Raw genomic sequence first — 19,521 nt, forward strand, 5'->3', positions numbered from 1 at the left:
GCTGCCTATCGCCTTCCCGCGCGCTTGCCAACTTTCACCCCCAGACAGAATTCCTTGGGCGCCTGCGGGCCAAGCCGCATTGCCCTTGCGCGTGCAAGGTTCTAATCGCCTCGGCACCATGTTGACGCAAAGCCTCGCATCGAACCCCAAGGGCGCCGCCGCCACGCCGGCCGACCTTACCCTCGACGACGTCCGCGCCGCCGCCGCCCGGATTGGCGATGCGGTGGTCAACACGCCGATGATGCATTCGATCACGCTGTCGGAAATCACCGGCGCGGACATCTGGCTGAAGTTCGAGAACCTCCAGTTCACCGCCGCCTACAAGGAGCGCGGGGCATTGAACGCGCTGCTGCTGCTGACCGAGGAACAGCGCGCGCGCGGCGTGATCGCGGCCTCGGCGGGCAACCACAGCCAAGGGCTGAGCTACCACGGCACGCGGTTGGGCGTGCCCGTCACCATCGTCATGCCCAAGCCGACGCCGACCGTGAAGGTGATGCAGACCGAGAGCGTCGGCGGCAAGGTGGTGCTCGAGGGCGAGACGTTTGACGAGGCCTATGCGCACGCCCGCAAGCTCGAAGGCGAGCTTGGCCTCACCTTCGTCCATCCCTTCGACGATCCGCATGTCGCGGCGGGCGCGGGGACGGTGGCGCTCGAGATGCTGGCGGTGAAGCCCGATCTCGACTGCATCGTCACCCCCATCGGCGGGGGCGGGCTGATCTCGGGCATGGCGACCGTCGCCAAGGCGATCAATCCGAAGATCGAGGTGGTGGGCGTGCAGGCGGGCCTGTTCCCGAGCATGTTCGACCGCATCAAGGGTGCGAACCTGCCCTGCGGCGGCGATACCCTCGCCGAAGGGATCGCGGTCAAGGTGCCCGGCGACTTCACCTCCAAGGTGATCGCCGAGCGGGTCGACGACATCGTGCTGGTCGACGAGCCCGCGCTGGAAAAGGCCGTCGCGCTGCTGCTCCAGATCGAGAAGACCGTGGTCGAGGGCGCGGGCGCGGCGGGGCTGGCGGCGGTGCTGCGCAATCCGGCGCGCTTTGCGGGCAAGAAAATCGGCCTCGCGCTTTGCGGCGGGAATATCGACACGCGCCTGCTCGCCAACGTGCTGCTGCGCGATCTCGCCCGGCAGGGCCGCCTCGCGCGGCTTCGCATCACGCTCCAGGACCGCCCGGGCGCGCTGTTCCGGGTGATGCGCCTGTTCGACGAGCACAACGTCAACATCATCGAGATCTACCACCAGCGCATCTTCACCACGCTGCCGGCCAAGGGCCTGATCACCGACATCGAATGCGAGGCGCGCGACGCCGAGCAGGTCGAGCGGCTGGTCGAGGGCCTGCGCGCCAACGGCTATTCGGTGCAGCTGGTCGAACTCGGCTGATTTCCAGCACAATTCGGTGACGCGGGCCGGGGCCAATGTCCCGGTTTGCACCATTGCGGGCGCGGTTTGCCGCCGTCGCGCGCGCACCCATGTCGTTTTCGCGACATTTTCGTGGTTAAGGGACTTTTACCGGAGCGAAGGTGTGGGCATAAGATTTTCTTAACACTTTCGCCCACCCGCGATTCACGCGCGTGGCCATGGACACAAGGGACAGGCCCCACCCGTGACGGCACCGATCCGCTTCCCCCGCTTCTTCGTGACGAGCCCCGCGCCGTGCCCCTATCTGCCGGGCCGCAGCGAGCGCAAGGTGTTCACCGAGCTGAAGGGGCCGCATGCCGACCAGCTCAACGAGGCGCTCGGCCGGATCGGCTTCCGCCGCAGCCAGACGGTCGCCTATCGCCCGTCCTGCCTCGATTGCCAGGCCTGCGTGTCGGTGCGGGTGGTGGCGGGCAAGTTCAAGCCCTCCTCGACCCAGAAGCGCGACCTCAAGCGCAACAGCGACCTCATCGTCACCGAATGCCGCCCCTGGGCGACCGACGAGCAGTTCGAGCTGCTCGCCCGCTATCTCGGCCAGCGCCACCCCGATGGCGGGATGTCGGCGATGGACGAGCTCGATTATGCCGACATGATCGAGCACACGCCGGTCACCAGCGTCGTCACCGAATATCGCGAGCCGCTGCCCAACGGGAAGCCGGGGCGGCTGGTGGGTGCCTGCCTGACCGACCGGCAGGGCGACGGCCTGTCGATGATCTACTCCTTCTACGAGCCCGATCACCCGGAACGCGCTGGGCTCGGCAACTTTATTATCCTCGATCATATCCGCCGCGCCGCGGCTGAGGCATTGCCCTACGTCTATCTCGGATATTGGGTCGAGGGCTCGCCGCGCATGCAATACAAGGTTCGCTATCGCCCGCTCGAGCGTCTGACGCGCGAAGGCTGGCAGCTGATGGAGGAGGGCGAGCAGCATCGCCTGATCGCCGCAGCGACAGCGCCGCGCCGGCCGCAGGAGGAAAGCCTTGCCGGTGCGCGGGGCAAGGATGGCCAGCCTGTCAAGTTCCCCGCGACCTGAGGCGCACAAGCGTCTCTCGCTCGGTCTCGCCATTGCCGCAGGATTGGGTCACAGCGCGCTCGCGCTGAACGCCGCACCGCTGGCGGCGGCTTCGCTTGCCGCACAACCTGCCGCGCAGGAGGCCGACGAGGCTGACGAGGCAGCTCCGCCCGCTGCTGCCCCGCCGCCTGCTCCCGTTCTCGCACCCGAGCCCGAGCCCGAGCCCGTTCCCGATTCGCTCGACGCGCTGATCCCCGAAGCCGCGCTCGCCGATCCCGAGGGCTGGGCGGCCGGCGGCGTGGCCAACCCTGCGGGCGCGCCCGACACGCTCGACCCGCTGGCCGCCGCGCCCGATCCCGCCTTCGATGCCGCTTTCGGCGGGCTGGAGAGTGCACCCGACGGCGCGCCGCTGCCCGAGGGCGAAGCCGCGCTTGCCGAACTCGCCATCCCCGATCCCCAGCCGCTCCCGCCCGATCCCGAGCTCGAGGCGCTCGCCAGCATCGATGCCCCGGTGCTCGCCGCCGCGCCCGAGCTGGCCGAGACGCGGGTCAGCTCGACTTTGGTGCTCGCGCTCCCCGCCGACCCCGAGGCCTTCCCCGAGAAGGACGAATTTGTCGGCCGCTTCCGCGACCTCTCCACCCTGCGCGAGCTTGACGATGGCGAGGAGGCGATCCCGCAGGTCGCCGCGCGCGCCCGCGCCGACGAGGAACTGCTCGGCGATATTCTGCGCACCTACGGCTATTACGACGGCGAGATCGTGCGCCAGCTTTCGGGCGGGCGGCGCGCGGGTGAGGCGGCGGGCGAGGCCGAGGCCGAGGCCGCATCGCGCGAGCCGAGCGTGCGGTTCGACATCCTGCCGGGCCCGCGCTACCGCTTCGGGCGGATCGACCTCGGCGAAATTCCGGCGCTCCCCGAACCCGATGCCAGCCGGTTGATCGAGGCTTTCGGCATCAAGACCGGCGACCCGCTCTATGCCGACCGCATCGTCGAGCGCGAGCTGGAGCTGCGCGTCGCGCTCGGCGAAAGCGGCTATCCCTTCGCGAAGGTCGAGGAGCCGCAGCTGCTGATCGATCACGCGCGCGAGGAAGGCGATCTCACCCTCGCCGCGCGCCCGGGGGGCAAATATGTGTTTGGGCAAGTGGTCAGCAACGACCCGCGCTTCCTGTCGGGCAGGCATCTGGCGCGCATTGCCCGCTTCGATGCGGGCGACACCTTCCAGCAGAGCCTCGAGACCGACTTGCGCCGTGCGATCATCGCCACCGGCCTCGTCTCGAGCGTCACCGTCACCCCGCGCGAGACCCGCGCACCCTCGGAGGGCCAGCCCGGCGAAGTCGCGCTCGACGTGGAGATGGAGCGCGCGCCGCTTCGCACCATCGCGGGCGCGATCGGCTACGGCACCGAGGACGGCTTCAAGCTCGAGGGCCGGTGGGAGCACCGCAACCTCTTCCCGCCCGAGGGCACGCTGCGGCTGCGCGGCATCCTGGGCACGCGCGAGATGCTCGGCAGCGTCGGCATCCGCCGCAACAACTTCCTCGGCCGCGATCAGGTGCTGACGGTCGATCTCTTCGCCAGCGACATCACCACCCAGGCGGTGGATTCGCGCGGCGGCGGGGTGCGCGCGACCTTCGAGAAGGTCTCGAACATCCTGTTCCAGAAGGAGGTCAGCTGGCAGGTCGGCGGCGAAGTGATCTATTCCGACGAACGCAACCGCAATGTCCGCACCGCGCCCGGCGCGGTGGTGCCGCGTCAGGCCTATCTGATCGGCGGGCTGTTCGGCAGCATCACCCTCGACGAGAGCGACGACCTTCTCGACCCGAGCGAAGGCTGGCGCGCGACTGTGTTCCTCGCCCCCGAGGTCTCGCGCCAGGGCGGGGCGGAGAGCTTCTATCTGCGCGCGCAGGGCGATGCGAGTTACTACCAGTCGCTCGGCGATCTGGTGCTGGCGGGCCGTGTGCGCGCGGCGACCATTCAAGGTGCGGCAGTCGACAGCATCGCGCCCTCGCGCCGGCTTTACGGAGGGGGCGGGGCCTCGGTGCGCGGCTACGGGTTCCAGGGCGTGGGCCCGCGCGATACGCTCGGCAATCCCACCGGCGGGGCCTCGCTGGTCGAATTCTCGGCCGAGGCGCGCATTCCCACCCCGCTGTTCGGCGGCGCGATCGAGGTCGTGCCCTTCGTCGATGCAGGCTCCGTGAGCCGCGGCTCGACCCCGACCTTCGGCGACATCCGCTGGGGTGCAGGGCTGGGGATCCGCTACAAGACCACCTTCGGCCCGATCCGCGTCGACGTCGCCGCCCCGCTCAACCCGACCGAATTCGACAGCCCGGTGGTGGTCTATGTCAGCCTGGGGCAGGCGTTCTGATGGCCGAGGGGGCGCAGAGCGCGGTGCCTGCACCGGGGCGGCGGCGGCGCTGGGGCAAGCGCGTGGGCTGGGCGCTGGGCCTGCTGCTCGCGCCCTTCCTGCTCGCCGCGCTGTTCTTCGCCACCCCGATCGGCAAGCGTTTCATCGCCGATCAGATCGCAGCGGCCGCGCCCGCCTCGGGCTTGAGGTTCACCGTCGGGCGGATCGAAGGCGACATCTACGGGCAGGCGGTGCTCCGGCAGGTGACGGTGAGCGACCCCAAGGGGGCCTTCCTCACCATCCCCGAAGTGCGGCTCGACTGGCGGCCGCTCAATTGGCTGTGGAGCGGGCTCGACATCCGCGAGGTGACCGCGCGGCGCGGGCGGCTGGCGCGGCTGCCCGAACTCAACCCCGGCGATCCCGATGCGCCGCTGCTCCCCGATTTCGACATCCGGGTGGACAAGCTGGTGATCGAGGACCTGACCATCGCCAGGGGCCTCGCCACCCCGCGCGACGAGCGGGCGAACCTCAGCGCCAAGGTCGACATCCGCGAGGGCCGGGCGCTGGTGGATGCGCAAGGGCGGCTGGGCGCGCGTGACCGTTTCGCGCTGCTGCTCGATGCCGAGCCCGATGGCGACAAGTTCGAGCTTTCGGGCGACGCGCTTGCGCCTGCGGGCGGCGTGCTGGCGGGGCTCGCGAAGCTCGAGCGGGGATACTCGGCGCGGATCGTCGGCGACGGAACGTGGAAGCGCTGGCGCGGCGCGGCGGTGGCGCGGGCGGTCGACAGCGCCGCCGAGAAGCCGGTCGCCGCCTTCCGCATCACCAATGACGCGGGCCGCTATGGCCTGCTGGGCGAGCTGCGCGCGGGGCTCGGCGCCCAGACAATCACCGGCCGCGCGCTGGGCGACACCACCGCGCTGGCCGCCAGTTTCACCCTCGTCGACAGCGTGATCGAGGGCCGCGCGGCGGTCGTTTCCGACGGGCTCGACGCGCGGGTGAGCGGCGGGGCCGACCTCGCCGACAAGGTGGTCGATGGCGCGCGGGTGCGCCTCGCGCTTCGCAATCCCGATCTTTTCGGCGAGAGCCTCAGGATCGAGGGCGGAACGCTCGCCGCCAGCCTGACGGGGGCGTTCGACGATCTCGGGATCAAGCACGAAATCGCGGTGGGGCGCCTCGTCGCCACCTCCGTCACCGCCACCGGCCTCGCGCAGGAAGGCAGCGCGCGGCTCGAGGGATCGGTGCTGAGCCTGCCGCTCGCGCTCACCGCCGAACGGGTGACGACCGGCATCGCCCAGGCCGATCCGCGGCTGGTGAAGGGACGGGCGAGCGGCCTGCTCACCTACGATTTCGCCAAGGGCGTGCTCGCTGCCGACCGCACCGACATCACCTTCCCGGGCCTTGGCGCCCAGCTCAGCCTCCAGGGCGATATCCCCGCAGGCGCCTATGCCATCGCCGGGCCGGTCACGGCCAAGGGCCTGCGGGTCGAAGGTGCGGGCGAGGTCACCGCCAACGCCAAGATCCTCGCCAAGTTCGGCCCCGCGGTGCCGTGGAGCCTGCGCGCCAATCTTGCGGGCGTGCTGAGCCGGATCGGCAATGCCACCATCGTCAACCTCGCGGGCGAACAAGTGCGCTTCAAGGGCGAGCTCGGGATGGGGGCGGGCCAGCCGATCATCTTCCGCAACACCACCGTCACCGCCCCGCGTCTCACCGCGCGGCTCGACAGCAAGGTCGTGACCGGCGGCGGCGTAACGCGCACGGTGCTCGCGGGGCAGGGGAGGCAGGCGCAATACGGGCCCTTCCGCTTCGACGCCGAGATCGCCGCCGATGGCCCGCGCGCGGTGCTGGTGCTCGCCGATCCCTATCCCGCCGCGGGGCTGAAGGATGTCCGCATCGCGCTGGCGCCGAGCGAGGAGGGCTTCGGGCTGGACGTTGCAGGCCAGTCGCTGCTGGGCGAATTCGACGGCGCGCTCGAGCTGTTCCTGCCCGAGAACGCGCCGACGCGGATCGCGATCAACCGCCTCGACGTCTATCGCACCAATGTCACGGGCGAGGTCGTGCTGCTGGACGAAGGCGTCTCGGGCGATCTGAGGCTGGCGGGGGGCGGGGTCAACGGCACGGTGAACTTCCGGCCGCAGCCCGGCGACGCGATCGGCTTTGCGGTCGACCTCGCGGTGCGCAATGCGAGCTTCGGCGGGGCAACGCCGATCTCGATCGCCCGCGCCGATATCGATGCGACCGGCCGGATTGCGGGCGGCAGCGCCACGGTGGATGCCGACGTCACCGCGAGCGGCTTCGAATATGGCGGGCTCTACTTCGCCAACCTCACCGCCAAAGCGGCGGTGGCCAACGGGCGGGGCAAGGTCACCGGCCAGATTTCGGGGCGGCGCGCGGACCGCTTCGCGCTCAATTTCGACGCCAATGTCGCGCCCAGCCAGATCGCGGCGGCGGCGCGCGGGCAATATGGCAATGCCGAGATCACCATGCCGCGCCGTGCGGTCCTGACCGCGCAGGAGGAGGGCGGCTGGAGCCTCGCGCCGACCCAGATCGGCTTCGGCGGCGGCTTCGCGGTTGCCGAGGGGAGCTTCGGGGGCGGGGCGACCGTCCTCAACCTCCAGCTTTCGAAGATGCCGCTGCGGCTGCTCGACCTCGCGGGCGCGGACCTCGGGCTTGGCGGACGGCTGACGGGGATCATCGACTATCGTCAGGCGGGCCGCGAGCCGCCGACGGCGCGCGCGCGCGGGCGGATCGAGCGGTTCAGCCGCGCAGGGCTGGTGCTCTCGTCCAAGCCCGTCAATGTGCTCGCCGTGGTCGACCTGCGCGCCGACCGCCTCACCGCCGCCGCGCGCCTGTTCGAGGGCGAGGAGCGGCGCGGCGACGTCTCGCTCGCGGTGCTCGGCCTTGCCCCCGACGGCGCGCTGGCCGACCGCGTGATGCGCGGGCGCCTCGGCGCGCGGCTGCTGTTCGACGGGGCGGCCGAGACCCTCTGGCGCCTCGCCGCGGTCGAGGCCTTCGACCTGGCCGGCCCCGTCCGGATCGACGCACGCGCGACCGGCACGCTCGCCGATCCGCGCATCACCGGCAATGTCGCGAGCGACGACATGACCGTGCAGAGCGCGCTCACCGGCACCCGCATCACCGGGGTCAAGGCGCGCGGACGGTTCGCCGGATCGCGGCTCGAACTCGCCAGCTTTGCCGGGCAGACCCGCGGCGGCGGCACGGTCAGCGGCAGTGGCACGGTCGACCTTGCGCAGATGAGCGCCGCGCGCGGCCCCACGCTCGACCTGCGCGCCGCGGTGAAGGGAGCGCGCCTGCTCGATGCCAACGGGCTTCAGGCGACCATCACCGGCCCCTTGCGGATCGTCTCGAACGGCATCGGCGGCACCATTGCGGGCCGCGTGACGGTCGACCGCGCGCGCTGGGCGCTGGGCAATGCCGCCGAGGACAAGGCTCTCCCGCGCATCGCCACGCGCGAGATCAACGGCGAGGACGGGCGCGTGCGCGCGGAGGCCTCGGGCCGCGATGCAGTGTGGCGCTACCTCGTCAATGCCAGCGCGCCGGGGCGCGTTGCGGTGGAAGGGCTGGGGCTGGAGAGCGAGTGGGGCATCGACATCGCGCTGCGCGGCACGGTTGCCGATCCGCGCATCGGCGGCACCGCGCGGCTGGTGCGCGGCGACTACACCTTCGCGGGCACGCGCTTCGATCTGACCCGCGGGCGCATCCTGTTCGACGTGGGCGAGCCGATCAACCCGCGGCTCGATATCCTCGCCGAGACCGCCAAGAACGGCACCAATGTCGACATCGCGATCACCGGCAACGCCCAGTCACCCAGCATCGCCTTCTCGTCCGATCCCTCGCTGCCCGAGGAGGAGATCCTTGCGCGGCTGCTGTTCGGCGGGTCGGTCACCTCGCTCTCGGCGACCGACGCGGTGCAGCTGGCCGCGGCGCTGGCGGCCTTGCAGGGCGGGGGCGGGGGGCTCGATCCGATCGGCAGCTTGCGGCGCACGATCGGGCTCGACCAGCTGCGCATCGTCAGCGCCGACCCGCTGACCGGGCGGCAAACGGGCATCGCGATCGGCAAGAACATCACCCGGCAGATCTATGTCGAGCTGGTGACCGACGGGCGCGGCTACAGCGTGACCCAGGTCGAATATCGCATTACGAGCTGGCTCGCGCTGCTCGGCACGGTGTCGACCATCGGGCGCGATTCGGTGCTGGTGCAGGTGAGTAAGGATTATTGAGTTGGGGGTGCGAGGGGCTCAGCCACCCTCGCTCATATACAATTCCGCCTCGGCCGCCCGCCTGCGCACCAGCCCCTGCAACACCCGCCCGCCGGCCCTGGTCCAGCGCGAGAATTCGTGCGCCGCGCCGGCGTAGTCGCCCGCGATGTGCTTCTTCGTCAGCGTCGCGGTGCGGATCGCGCCGGTGTTGTAGTGGAAGCTGACCATCGCATCGAACTGGCTCTGGGTGGTCGGTGCCGAGCCGATCGCGACGGCGACATCGGCGGCATAGCGGACGAGGTCTTCCGCCAGCCGTGCATCGCACTGCGCCTGTGTCCAGCGCGTGCCGGGGCCGATGGCGGAGCCGCTGAATGTGTCGCGCCCGGTCGCGCCCCAGCCGATCGTCCACGGATCGCCCCCGGTGCCCGGATCGGGATAGGCCTCGACCGTCCCGTCACCGCGCAGCCGCGCGCAGCCCTCGAAACGCTTGATCAGCGCGATTCCCGCCGCACCGACGCAGCGCGTCGAGGACACGCGCGGGATGGCAGGGAGGGACGCAAGCCGCCGCAGATAGTCGAGCAGCGTTGGCGAGTGCGGGATGGACATGGGAGCCTCCGGTGATGCGTGAGGCGCAGCGATTCAGCACGTTTTGCACGTGTAGGAAAATGGTTTCGTGCAGGGCGGCAGCGAGGGGGTGACAAGAGCTCTTGACTGACAAGAGTTCTTGTCTGTAAAGAGATCTTGTCAGGCAGCGGGTGATTCGGACCGGATCGCGCCTCTGAGCCTGAAAGTAGTTCATCAACTTGTAGTCGGAAGCCACCGTGGAAAACCGTCTGAAACACTACCGCGACGCGATGGGCTGGAGCCAGGGCGAGCTTGCCCGGCGGCTCGGCGTCTCGCGGCAGACGATCAACGCGGTCGAGACCGACAAGTACGATCCCTCGCTCCCCCTGGCGCTGCGCATGGCGCGCCTGTTCCAGGTGGCGGTGCCGGATCTGTTCATCGATCACTGGGAGCCTGTAGAATGATGACCGACGAGAAATCCCCCGAGACCCCGAAGTGGGTGAAGAAGCTGCTGATCCCGGCGCTGTTCGGCGGCGTGGCGGGCTTCGCCACATCCATGGCGGCCATGCAGTTCATCGACAGTCCCGCGGTCGGCGGGCTCGGCAAGTCGGCCACCATCGCCGCGCTGGTGGGGGTGCTCTATATCCTCATCGGCCTTGCCGTTGCGGTCGGCACCGCCAGCCCCAAGGCGGGGGCGCGCTTCCTCAATGTCGAGGATGCCGACGAATTGCGCGAGCAGAAGAAGGTGCTGATCTGGTCGGGCGGCGGGATGGTGCTGAGCGGCCTCAGCCTCATCGCCCTCGCGTTGGCCGCGCCCGACGGGCCGGTGCCGCAGGCTCTGGCGCTGGCGCTGGGCGTGGGCGGCACGGTGGTGAGCATCCTCGTGTCGGTGGTGGTCTATCGCCAGTCCGACGAGCTGATGCGCGCGGTCACTCTCGAAGCGAGCGCGATCGGCTACGCGCTGGTGACGCTGGTGATCGGTGTGTGGGCGATGCTCGCGCACCTCGGCTATGCCGCCGCGCCGGCCCCGCTCGATCTGTTGACGCTGTTCCAGGTGCTGGTGCTGTTGGCGAGCTTCGTCGCCGCCGGGCGGCGCGGGATGCTGGCACCGCGCTGAGCCGGCCTCGGGGCAAAGCAAAGAAAAGGGGCGCCCGCCGGCTGGCGGGCGCCCCCTTCTTTTGTCCGTGAGCGGGGCTCAGAACTTGTAGGACGCGGTGGCGCGGATGACCTGCGCGTTGGCATCGCTGCGGGCGATGGTCGAATCGAACGCCGCGCCGATCTGGAACGGCCCGTTGCCAAGCGTGGCGCTGATGCCCACTTCGCCCCAGGTGCGGTCGTTCGCGCCGAGCACGAAGTTGGCGCCCGCCCCGGTGCCGGCGACGAAGTTCGCCCCCAGCACGGTCGGCCCCTGCTCGAGCTCGCGCACGATCTGGGCATTGGCGTTGAAGGTCACCTTCTTGCCCTGCTTCTCCCAGTCGAACCCGCCGCGCAGCTGCGTGCTCTTGTAGGTCTGGCGGTCGAGGCTCAGCGCCAGCGTGCCGCCGGTTTCCTGCACGCGGTCGAAATCGATGCTTGCATAGCGACCCTCGATCCCGGGCGAGATCGTGCCGAGCGAGGTCTCGAGGTCGTAGGACACCCCGAGCGCGCCGGTGAACAGCAGGTTGTCGGTGCTCGACTCGAGCGTCTGCGGCGTGCCGAGGAAGCTCACCCGCCGGGTGGTGTCGAAACCGACGCTGGCGAGGGTGACCTGACCGTCGATCACCAGACCGCTGTCGAAGTCCTGCCGCATGTAGAGCGAGGCACCGTAGGTGTCGTTCTCGACCTGCTGGCTGAGCGGCGTATCTGCATCGAGCGTGACATAGTGGCCGGCAATGCCCACCATCGTGTTGTCGCCGAGGAAGAACTCCAGGCCGCCCGACAGATACCAGCCCGAATAGTCGGTGGTGTCCGCCTGAAACACGCCGCCCGGCTGGGTGCCGGCGGTGTAGCCCGGAAGCGAGTCAGCGTCCCCGAAGATGTGGCCGCCCGAGAGGAACACCGCGACATTGTCGGGCAGGTTCGTCTCGGTGATCTCGGTCTCGCCTTCCTGCGCTGCCATCAGCGCGCTGCCGCCGAGCGGCTGCATGCCGGGCGCGAGGCCCATCTGCGCCAGATCGAGCGGGCGGCCGGTGACGGCAACCTTGCCGCCGGCGCTGTCCCGGTTCGATTCGCGCAGGCGCGCATCGTTGAGGTTCTGGAGCAGGTTGATCGACTGCGCCGCCAGCGAGCGCACCGCCTGTTCGTTGACCGGGGCGAGCTGCTGGAAGGTGCTGCGGATCGTGTCGGTCGAAGCGAAGTCGAGCGCGTAGAGCGTGCTCAGCGCGCCGTTCCCACGGTTCTGGTCGAACAGCCGGGCATAGGCGACCTGCACCGGATCATTGGCGTTGATCACGGTGTTGTAGCTCGCCGCGTTGACCTCCATCAGCACCGCGTTGGCTTGGTAGATGAAGTTCTGGCTCAGGAGCGGAGACAGGGCGCGCGCGGTGAAGGTGCCGGTGACGCCCTCGGCCGCGGTGAGGATGGTGTAGCGCTGGCCCTGGCCGTTGACCCGCTGGGTCACGCCGGTGCCGATGCTCACCACGCCGCCGATATTGGCCTCACCCGTGACCGCAAGACGGTCCGAGGTGGCGCCGCTGCCGAGGTCGACGAGGAAGTTCGTGCCCGAGGACATGACGAGCGTGCCGTCGATCGTCAGCGTGCCGGTGGTGCCCATGGTCGCGGGCGAGAAGACGCCCGTGATGCTGGTCAGGAACGGCGCGGTGACGGTGCCGGTGCCGCCGAGCATCCCGGCGAACAGGGTGTAGTCGCCCACCGACGCGAGGTTGCCGTTGACGTTCACGACGCCGCCGAACTGGTTGATGTCGATCAGCGAGGTGAGGTCGCCCGCAGCCGCCACGGTCAGCCCGGCCTGGCCGCGCACGGTCAGACGGTCGATGGTGACTTCGCTGCTGAGCGTGGTGGTGCCTGCCTGGCTGAGGGTCACGTCGAAGAAGCGCGGATCGACCCGGGTTTCTCCGTTGGTGACGGCATCGACGTTATTGGCAACGAAGCCGGTCGCGCCCGGCAGGCCGTTGGCGAGCGTCGGCGCGGGCAGGACGGCGCCTTCCGCGGCGGCCTGCGGGGCGACTTCCGAGGTCAGCTGCGCGCGCGGGTCGCCGGTGGTGGTCGCGGTGCCTTCGCCGTTGCTGACAGCGGCGAGGTTGAAGGTGGCGCCTTCGCCACCGATCACTTCGAGCGAAACCTGCTCGCGGCCGTTGGAAACGTCGCGCGTGTCTTGCTGCGGCGGCGCGGTGTCGATCTCTTCACCGGTCCGCTGGTCGACGCAGCCGTCACCGGGCGCTTCGAATTCGACGCAGATCTGGCCGAAATCACCGTCGGTGCCGTTCGGCCCGAGCTCGGGCGTGGTCGGCAGGCCGTTCACGACCTGGCCCTGCGCGTTGATCACGCGGTAGGCGGGGTCGAGCAGCGTCACCCAGCGGGTCGGGTCTTCCCAGTTGCCGTTGCCCGCGACCGTGCCGACATAGCGGTATGGGTTGTTGGCGGCGATATACTGCCAGTAGAGCGAGAGCGGCTGGTAGAAGCTGGTGGTGCCGATCGAGCTGAACGGCTGGCTGGCGCCGAAGAAGCGCGAACCGCCCGACAGCACGCCGATCACGAGGTCTTCGTTCGAGAGGGTGTTGTTCGCCGCATCGAGGATCAGCGGACCGCCCGAATCCCCGCCCGCGGTGGTGCCTTCGTTGGGAAGGGCTTCGTCGCGGTGGATGTTGATGTCGCGGACCGGAGCGCGGTCCTGCGAATCGAAGTCGAACTGGTAGAGGTTCTGCGGGAAGGTCGTCTCTTGCGGGCCGAACAGGACAGAGTTCTGGTCATCGAGCGAGAAGAAGCCGCCGAGCATGTTCTCGGCCGCGCGGCGACGGAAGTCGGCTCCGCCGCGCGGGCCCTGCACGGAGTTGCCGGTGCGGCCGTAGCCGACCATGTTGACGTGATAGCCGGTGCCGGTGACCGGATCGATGGTCTCGGGCGCGGGCAGGGTGGTGAACAGCAGCGCCCAGGTCGGGATGTCGGCCGCCGGGGTATCGAGCGCGGCGAGCGCGATGTCGGCCTGGATGAAGCCGAGCCCCAAGGGATCCTGCAGCGAGCGCTGGTCGTAGAAGATGCGGCTGATGTTGTAGACCGCAAGGTTCGGGTTGGACTGGAAGTTGTTGGCGAACCAGTTCTGGAAGCCGGGCAGCGCGTTGACGTTGAACGAGAAGGCGGCCGGGATGCCGTCTTCGGTGTCGGTGTTATAGGCCTCTTCGGGCAGGTCGTTGACGCAGTGCGCGGCGAAGATGACGGTGCGCGGGTTGATCAGCGTGCCGGAGCAGATGAAGCCGTCGGCGCGGAAGAACATGCCGACGCCGCGATATTGGTCATTGGTGTCGACGATCGCTTCGGAATTGGTGGTCTCGTTCGGGATGACCGCGTGCGCCGGCGTGGCGACGGCGGCAATCGCAAGTGCAGCAAGGGCCGAGCCCGCCAGGAACTGGCGGCGCGGGGCGGACAACGTCTTCATGGGCGTTCTCTCCACTGGGATTCGGTCGCGGGATCGACCGGCTGGCCGCATCCTAGGACCGCTTAAGCGCTTCCGACAATTGGGCTTTGCGAGTGTGGCTGCAAATGTATCCCACTGTTGCACAAATGTGTCAGCGTGTCGCAAGGATCAGCGAATATCCGATATACAAAGCAACCAGCAGCGCGCCCTCGATCCGCGACAGCCGCCATCCCGAACGCAGTTGCACCAGCAGCAGGGCAGTGACGCCGAGCATCACCCAGATGTCGAAAGCGGCGATCTCGGCCGGCACTTCGATCGGCTTGATCACCGCGGTGATCCCGAGAATGCCGAGGATATTGTAGATGTTGGAGCCGACGATGTTGCCCAGCGCCACATCCTCGTGCTTGCGCAGCACCGCGACGATGCAGGCGATGAGCTCGGGGAGGGACGTGCCGACCGCGACCACGGTGAGGCCGATGACGCTCTCCGACACCCCCGCTGCGCTCGCCAGCACCACCGCACCCTCGACCAGCCACCCGGCGCCGATGATCGCCGCCGCGAGCCCGGCGACGATCATCGCGCCGAGTGCCAGCGGGCCGGTGCCCGGCGGCACGGGGCGGTCCTCGGCCTCATGCTCGTGCCGCGCGCCCTCCGGGCATGGCGCGGCGCTCTCCGACTTGTAGGCCCACCAGATATACCCCGCGAGGGCCGCGATCAGGGCGATGCCGATGACCGGGCCGAGCACGCCGTAAACCACCGCTCCCGTGCACAGCAGCGCCGATCCGCCGAGCGCGATCGAGTCCCTCTGGAACGAGGCAGGGTTGACGCCGAGCGGCAGGATCACCGCCGAAAGCCCGAGGATGAACAGGATGTTGGCGATGTTCGACCCCACCACATTGCCCACCGCGATCCCCGGCGAGCCCGCCAGCGCGGCCTGCACGCTGGTCGCGAGTTCCGGGGTCGAGGTGCCGAAGCCGACGATCGTCAGCCCCGCAAGCAGCGGCGAGATGCCCAGCCGCGCCGCCATCCCCACCGCCCCGCGCACCAGCAATTCGCCGCCGAGCGCGAGCAGCACCAGCCCTCCGGCGACAAGCAGCAGCGATCCGGTCATTGGCGACGTCCTTCCTTGCGATACCTTGTATCCTCCTAGCGAAGGTCAGGCGCCAAAAGAAGAGCGGTCGCGCCCGCTTCGCGCCTGCGGGGGCTGTCGGGTTTTGCCAAGGATGGGGGGAGCACCCGGTGGTAAATGACCGAGGGGATGCACTGGAACCTAGGGGGGGACATGGGCGGAAGCGATTGGGATCGGCGGTCGGTGCTGCACGGCGGCATGGGCGTGATGGGGGCACTGGCGACAGGCGGATTTGCGGCCAGTCCGGCGCAAGCAGCCGACCGGATGGTGCCGCTCGCTGGAATGAGCGCCAAGAACTACTTCCAGACCATGGCCAAGGTGCTGGCGCGGACCGACCGGATTGCGGTGCCGTCCTACCGGTTCGGGCTGGTGATGCGCAACGGCATGGGGGCGAGCGGCGGGTCGGGCACGACCAAGGTCGATCTCACCGCCGATCTGGTGGGCGTCGATCCGGCGATGATGCGCCAGCTTGCCCATCTCGTCTTCAGCGACTTCATCGAGCGGCTGCGCGCCACGGGCCGCACCGTGCTCGGCTGGAACGAGATCAGCGCGAGCGAGGGCTTCAGGAAGCTCGAGCCGACGCCCGCTCCGTTCCTCAAGAAGCCCTTCGCGGATTCGCGCACCGTGGCGGTGGTCAGCCCCGAATATCTGCCCCTGCTGACGATCGGGCCCGAAGCCCCCCTGTCCGACCGCTCGCCGTTCAATCTCAAGAACGCGCGGGCAATCAATGCCATGTCGGCCGAGCTCAAGTGTCTGGTGATGACGCCGAGCCTGGTGCTCGATTTCGCGGCGCTCTCGGGCAGCGGGCACAGCGTCTATGGCGACGGCGCGAATGTCGACATCAAGCCCGGGCTGTTTCTCGTGCCGCTGTTCACCCATTTCAACTTCTACCACGCCAAGATCGCGCTGGCGGGCGAGGGCGGGCGGCTGATCCTTGAAGACCGGGTGGCGGTCGGGCAGGCGGGGCAACTGGTGCAGACCAGCAATTTCAACAACAATGCCGAGATAGAGGAGTGGAACGCCTATGTCCGCTCCAACGCCTGGTGGACCGAGCCGAACATGGCGGCCCCGTCGCGCCCGACGCTCGGCTACAATTATTCCACCTACCAGTACCGCGTCGATCCGCCGCTGTTGCAGGCCGCCGTGATGGATGCGGCGCGCGCGACGCACGGCCTTTACATGGGAGTGATCAATGCCAATCGTCCGGCCTAGTCTTGCCGTCGTAGCCGCGCTGATGGCGCTGACAGCGCCAATCGCCGCGCAGACCAATCCGCTCGCAGGCGATACCCAGGCGCCCCAGGCGGCGGTGATCACGGATGCCTTCGGCGGCCTGATCATTCCGGCCGAGCAGCGCGGGCAATTGCGACCCGATCCCGCTTCGGCCGACACGGGCGGCGTCGCCTTCGCCGACGAGCTGGGATGGTACCGCTTCACCATGGCCGACGGCGGCACGACCAGCCTCCAGGGCACGATGCGCAAGTTCGAATTCCCCGCCGGGACGATTCCCACCACCTGCTTTGCCGTGCGGGTGCCCGATGCCTCCTTCGCCAGGTTTCCGCTGAGCCAGATCCAGGCCGAGCTCGACACGCTCTACACGCCCTTCGATCCGCTGATCGTCAATGCCGGCTTTGCCATCGAGGCCCGCCAGACGCTGGTGCTCGACGCCCCCGGCCAGCGCAGCGCCGCGCCGCTCAAGCTGCTCGGCTGGGATACGCGCAACGCCGATGGCCTGCGGGCGACGTGGACGCTGATGCCCTCGCAGGTGGGCAACCTGCTGTTCACCTGTTCCGGCGCCGAACCGGCGCACCAGCGCGAGGTGATCCAGCGCTACCTGCGGATCGGCTCGGCGATGACCTCGGGCGGCGCCGGCAAGTAAGGGTCAGCGCCGCAGGCCGAGGAACTCGGCGATCAGGGCGTTGAATTCGTCCGGCTGCTCGAAATAGGGCGAGTGGCCGGCCTCCGGCACGATCACCATGCGGCCGTCGGCGAAGTGCGGGAGGATCCCGGCGAGGGCGGCAGGTGGCCAGATCGGGTCGTTCTCCCCTGCGATCATGAGCATCGGCGCGGTGATGGTCGCCAGCGCAGCGGGGGGGACGAGCACCTCGGGGGTGAACAGCCGCGCGGCGGCGGCGGGGTCGGCATGCGGGTTGAAGGCGCCGAGCTGGCGGTAGATCGAGGCCTTGAGCGGATTGGCGGCGATGAAGTCCTCGGTCAGCCCGAGCGCCGCCGGGCCGCGCGTGCCCATCAGCTTGCGCGCCTCGGCGAAGGAGGCAAGGCCCGGGGGATGGGCGATGCCGCCCAGCGTGCAGGCGAGCACCAGCTGCTCGACCAGATCGGGCCGCGCGAGCGCAAGCCGCACCCCCGTCCACCCGCCGAGCGACTGGCACACCACCTTGGCGCGGGTCGCTCCGGCCGCGGCGAGGACGTCGACCGCGGCGGCGATTGCCTGCTCGACCAGGTGCTCGGCGTCCGCCGCGTCGGATTCGCCGAAGCCGCGCAGGTCATAGGCGATCACGTGATGCGATGGCGCGAAGGCCGCGAATTGCTGCCACCACGCCGCGCGGTTGGCGCCCGCGCCGTGGATGAACAGAAGGCTCGCCTCGCCCTCGCGCGCCTGCCCTTGGGCAGACCAGCGCACGCCCCCTGCAATGCCTTCCATGATTGCTTAGTTCCCCGTCCGTATTCTCGGCCCCGCGCCGCAGATTCGTAGCGAGTGCTACACTATCGCGCGGCCAAGGCAAGCCCAAGCAAAAGGGCGGAAGGATTGCTCCTCCCGCCCCTGCGTGTTCGAACGATGCCGCCTTGCGGTTACATCGAATAGTACATGTCGAATTCGACCGGGCACGGCGTGGTTTCGGTGCGGATCACCTCTTCCCACTTGATCTCCATGTAGGCCTCGATCTGGTCCTTGGTGAACACGTCGCCCTTGAGCAGGAAGTCGTGATCGGCAGCCAGCGAGTCGAGCGCCTCGCGGAGCGAACCGCACACGGTCGGCACTTCGGCGAGTTCGGCCGGGGGCAGATCGTAGAGGTTCTTGTCCATCGCCTCGCCGGGGTGGATCTTGTTCTCGATCCCGTCGAGACCCGCCATCAGCAGCGCCGAATAGGCAAGGTAGGGGTTGGCCATCGCATCGGGGAAGCGGAATTCCACGCGCTTGGCCTTCTCGCCCGCACCATAGGGGATGCGGCACGAGGCCGAACGGTTGCGCGCCGAATAGGCCAGCAGCACCGGCGCCTCGAAGCCCGGCACCAGACGCTTGTAGCTGTTGGTGGTCGGGTTGGTGAAGGCGTTCAGCGCCTTGGCGTGCTTGATGACGCCGCCGATGTAGTAGAGGCACATTTCCGACAGGCCGGCATATTCATTGCCCGCGAACAGCGGCTTGCCGTCCTTCCAGATCGACATGTGGGTGTGCATGCCGCTGCCGTTGTCGGCCTTGATCGGCTTGGGCATGAAGGTCGCGGTCTTGCCATAGGCCTGCGCGACCATGTGCACGACATACTTGTAGATCTGCATGCGGTCGGCGGTCTGCACCAGCGTGCCGAAGGTCAGGCCGAGCTCGTGCTGCGCGGCGGCGACTTCGTGGTGGTGCTTGTCGCAGGGCAGGCCCATCTCGAGCATGGTCGAGACCATCTCGGCGCGGATGTCGACGGCGCTGTCGACCGGCGCCACGGGGAAGTAGCCGCCCTTTGCGCGCGGACGGTGCGCGAGGTTGCCCGCGTCATATTCCTTGCCGGTGTTGGTCGGCAGCTCGATATCGTCGATCGAGAAGCCCGAGCCCGAGTAGCCATCCTCGAAGCGCACGTCGTCGAACATGAAGAATTCGGCTTCGGGGCCGACATAGACCGTGTCACCGAGGCCGGTCGACTTGAGATAGGCTTCCGCGCGCTTGGCGGTCGAGCGGGGGTCGCGCGAATAGAGTTCGCCGGTCGACGGCTCGACGATGTCGCAGTTGATCACCAGCATCGGTGTGGCGCTGAAGGGATCGACCCAGGTCTCGGTGAGATCGGGCTTCAGGATCATGTCGGATTCGTTGATCGCCTTCCAGCCGACGATCGAGGAACCGTCGAACATCAGGCCGTCCTCAAGCTCGTCTTCGCCCATCACGCCCGCGACCATGGTGAGGTGCTGCCACTTGCCCTTGGGATCGGTGAAGCGCAGATCGACCCACTCGATTTCCTCGTCCTTGATCTTCTTCAGGACGTCTTTTGCTTTCGACATTTCGGTATTGCCTCCAAGTATTTGGTGCCGGCCCGCCCCCGTGGCAGGCTGGAGAG

The 19,521-nt window shown here is 68.8% G+C and carries 13 protein-coding genes; 8 read left to right on the top strand and 5 right to left on the bottom strand.

The features are described 5' to 3' along the window. Positions 1-118 precede the first annotated feature (118 nt). The 4 genes from PFX90_RS07380 to PFX90_RS07395 all read left to right on the top strand — a co-directional run bounded on the left by PFX90_RS07380 (position 119) and on the right by PFX90_RS07395 (position 9,005). Positions 119-1,381: a threonine ammonia-lyase gene (locus tag PFX90_RS07380; protein ID WP_285711738.1), complete on the top strand. Its 1,263-nt coding sequence runs from the start codon at positions 119-121 to the stop codon at positions 1,379-1,381. Between the two features lie 223 nt (positions 1,382-1,604). Next, a complete protein-coding gene (locus PFX90_RS07385) occupies positions 1,605-2,450 on the top strand; it encodes an arginyltransferase (RefSeq protein ID WP_285711739.1) in 846 nt (281 codons plus the stop codon). Positions 2,451-2,493: 43 nt separating this feature from the next. Further along, positions 2,494-4,788: an autotransporter assembly complex protein TamA gene (locus tag PFX90_RS07390; protein ID WP_285711740.1), complete on the top strand. Its 2,295-nt coding sequence runs from the start codon at positions 2,494-2,496 to the stop codon at positions 4,786-4,788. Beyond that, positions 4,788-9,005, top strand: coding sequence for a translocation/assembly module TamB domain-containing protein (locus PFX90_RS07395; RefSeq protein WP_285711741.1), 4,218 nt, complete (start codon positions 4,788-4,790; stop codon positions 9,003-9,005). Before PFX90_RS07390 ends, PFX90_RS07395 begins: the two co-directional genes overlap by 1 nt. A gap of 18 nt (positions 9,006-9,023) precedes the next feature. Here the strand turns inward: PFX90_RS07395 and PFX90_RS07400 are convergent, their stop codons facing one another. Continuing rightward, on the bottom strand, positions 9,024-9,590 hold the full coding sequence (locus tag PFX90_RS07400) for a lysozyme (RefSeq protein WP_285711742.1): 567 nt from the start codon (positions 9,588-9,590) through the stop codon (positions 9,024-9,026). A gap of 215 nt (positions 9,591-9,805) precedes the next feature. Here PFX90_RS07400 and PFX90_RS07405 point away from each other — a divergent pair, with 215 nt between their 5' ends. Together PFX90_RS07405 and PFX90_RS07410 are read left to right on the top strand one after the other, a co-directional pair. Next, the gene (locus PFX90_RS07405; RefSeq protein ID WP_285711743.1) at positions 9,806-10,012 is read left to right on the top strand and encodes a helix-turn-helix transcriptional regulator; all 207 of its coding nucleotides are present in this window, start codon (positions 9,806-9,808) and stop codon (positions 10,010-10,012) included. After that, positions 10,009-10,665, top strand: coding sequence for a hypothetical protein (locus PFX90_RS07410; protein WP_285711745.1), 657 nt, complete (start codon positions 10,009-10,011; stop codon positions 10,663-10,665). The genes PFX90_RS07405 and PFX90_RS07410 overlap by 4 nt, the downstream gene beginning before the upstream one ends. Positions 10,666-10,743: 78 nt before the next feature. Here PFX90_RS07410 and PFX90_RS07415 read toward each other — a convergent pair whose 3' ends face one another. Together PFX90_RS07415 and PFX90_RS07420 are read right to left on the bottom strand one after the other, a co-directional pair. Further along, positions 10,744-14,139 carry an autotransporter domain-containing protein gene (locus PFX90_RS07415; protein WP_285711747.1) on the bottom strand — a complete coding sequence of 1,132 codons (3,396 nt, stop codon included), beginning with the start codon at positions 14,137-14,139 and terminating at the stop codon, positions 10,744-10,746. A 130-nt stretch (positions 14,140-14,269) separates the two neighbouring features. Next, on the bottom strand, positions 14,270-15,229 hold the full coding sequence (locus tag PFX90_RS07420) for a calcium/sodium antiporter (protein WP_285711748.1): 960 nt from the start codon (positions 15,227-15,229) through the stop codon (positions 14,270-14,272). A gap of 171 nt (positions 15,230-15,400) precedes the next feature. Here PFX90_RS07420 and PFX90_RS07425 point away from each other — a divergent pair, with 171 nt between their 5' ends. Both PFX90_RS07425 and PFX90_RS07430 read left to right on the top strand, forming a co-directional pair. Continuing rightward, positions 15,401-16,459, top strand: coding sequence for a hypothetical protein (locus tag PFX90_RS07425; RefSeq protein ID WP_285711749.1), 1,059 nt, complete (start codon positions 15,401-15,403; stop codon positions 16,457-16,459). Beyond that, the gene (locus PFX90_RS07430) at positions 16,440-17,123 is read left to right on the top strand and encodes a hypothetical protein (protein WP_285711751.1); all 684 of its coding nucleotides are present in this window, start codon (positions 16,440-16,442) and stop codon (positions 17,121-17,123) included. Before PFX90_RS07425 ends, PFX90_RS07430 begins: the two co-directional genes overlap by 20 nt. A 3-nt stretch (positions 17,124-17,126) precedes the next feature. On the opposite strand, the gene PFX90_RS07435 is transcribed toward PFX90_RS07430, so the two are convergent. Beyond that, on the bottom strand, positions 17,127-17,906 hold the full coding sequence (locus PFX90_RS07435; RefSeq protein ID WP_285711753.1) for an alpha/beta fold hydrolase: 780 nt from the start codon (positions 17,904-17,906) through the stop codon (positions 17,127-17,129). Between the two features lie 149 nt (positions 17,907-18,055). Beyond that, positions 18,056-19,465, bottom strand: coding sequence for a type I glutamate--ammonia ligase (glnA, locus tag PFX90_RS07440; protein WP_285711754.1), 1,410 nt, complete (start codon positions 19,463-19,465; stop codon positions 18,056-18,058). Between the last annotated feature and the right edge of the window lie 56 nt (positions 19,466-19,521).

The sequence above is a fragment of the Erythrobacter oryzae genome (assembly GCF_030271515.1).
GTDB lineage: Bacteria > Pseudomonadota > Alphaproteobacteria > Sphingomonadales > Sphingomonadaceae > Erythrobacter > Erythrobacter oryzae.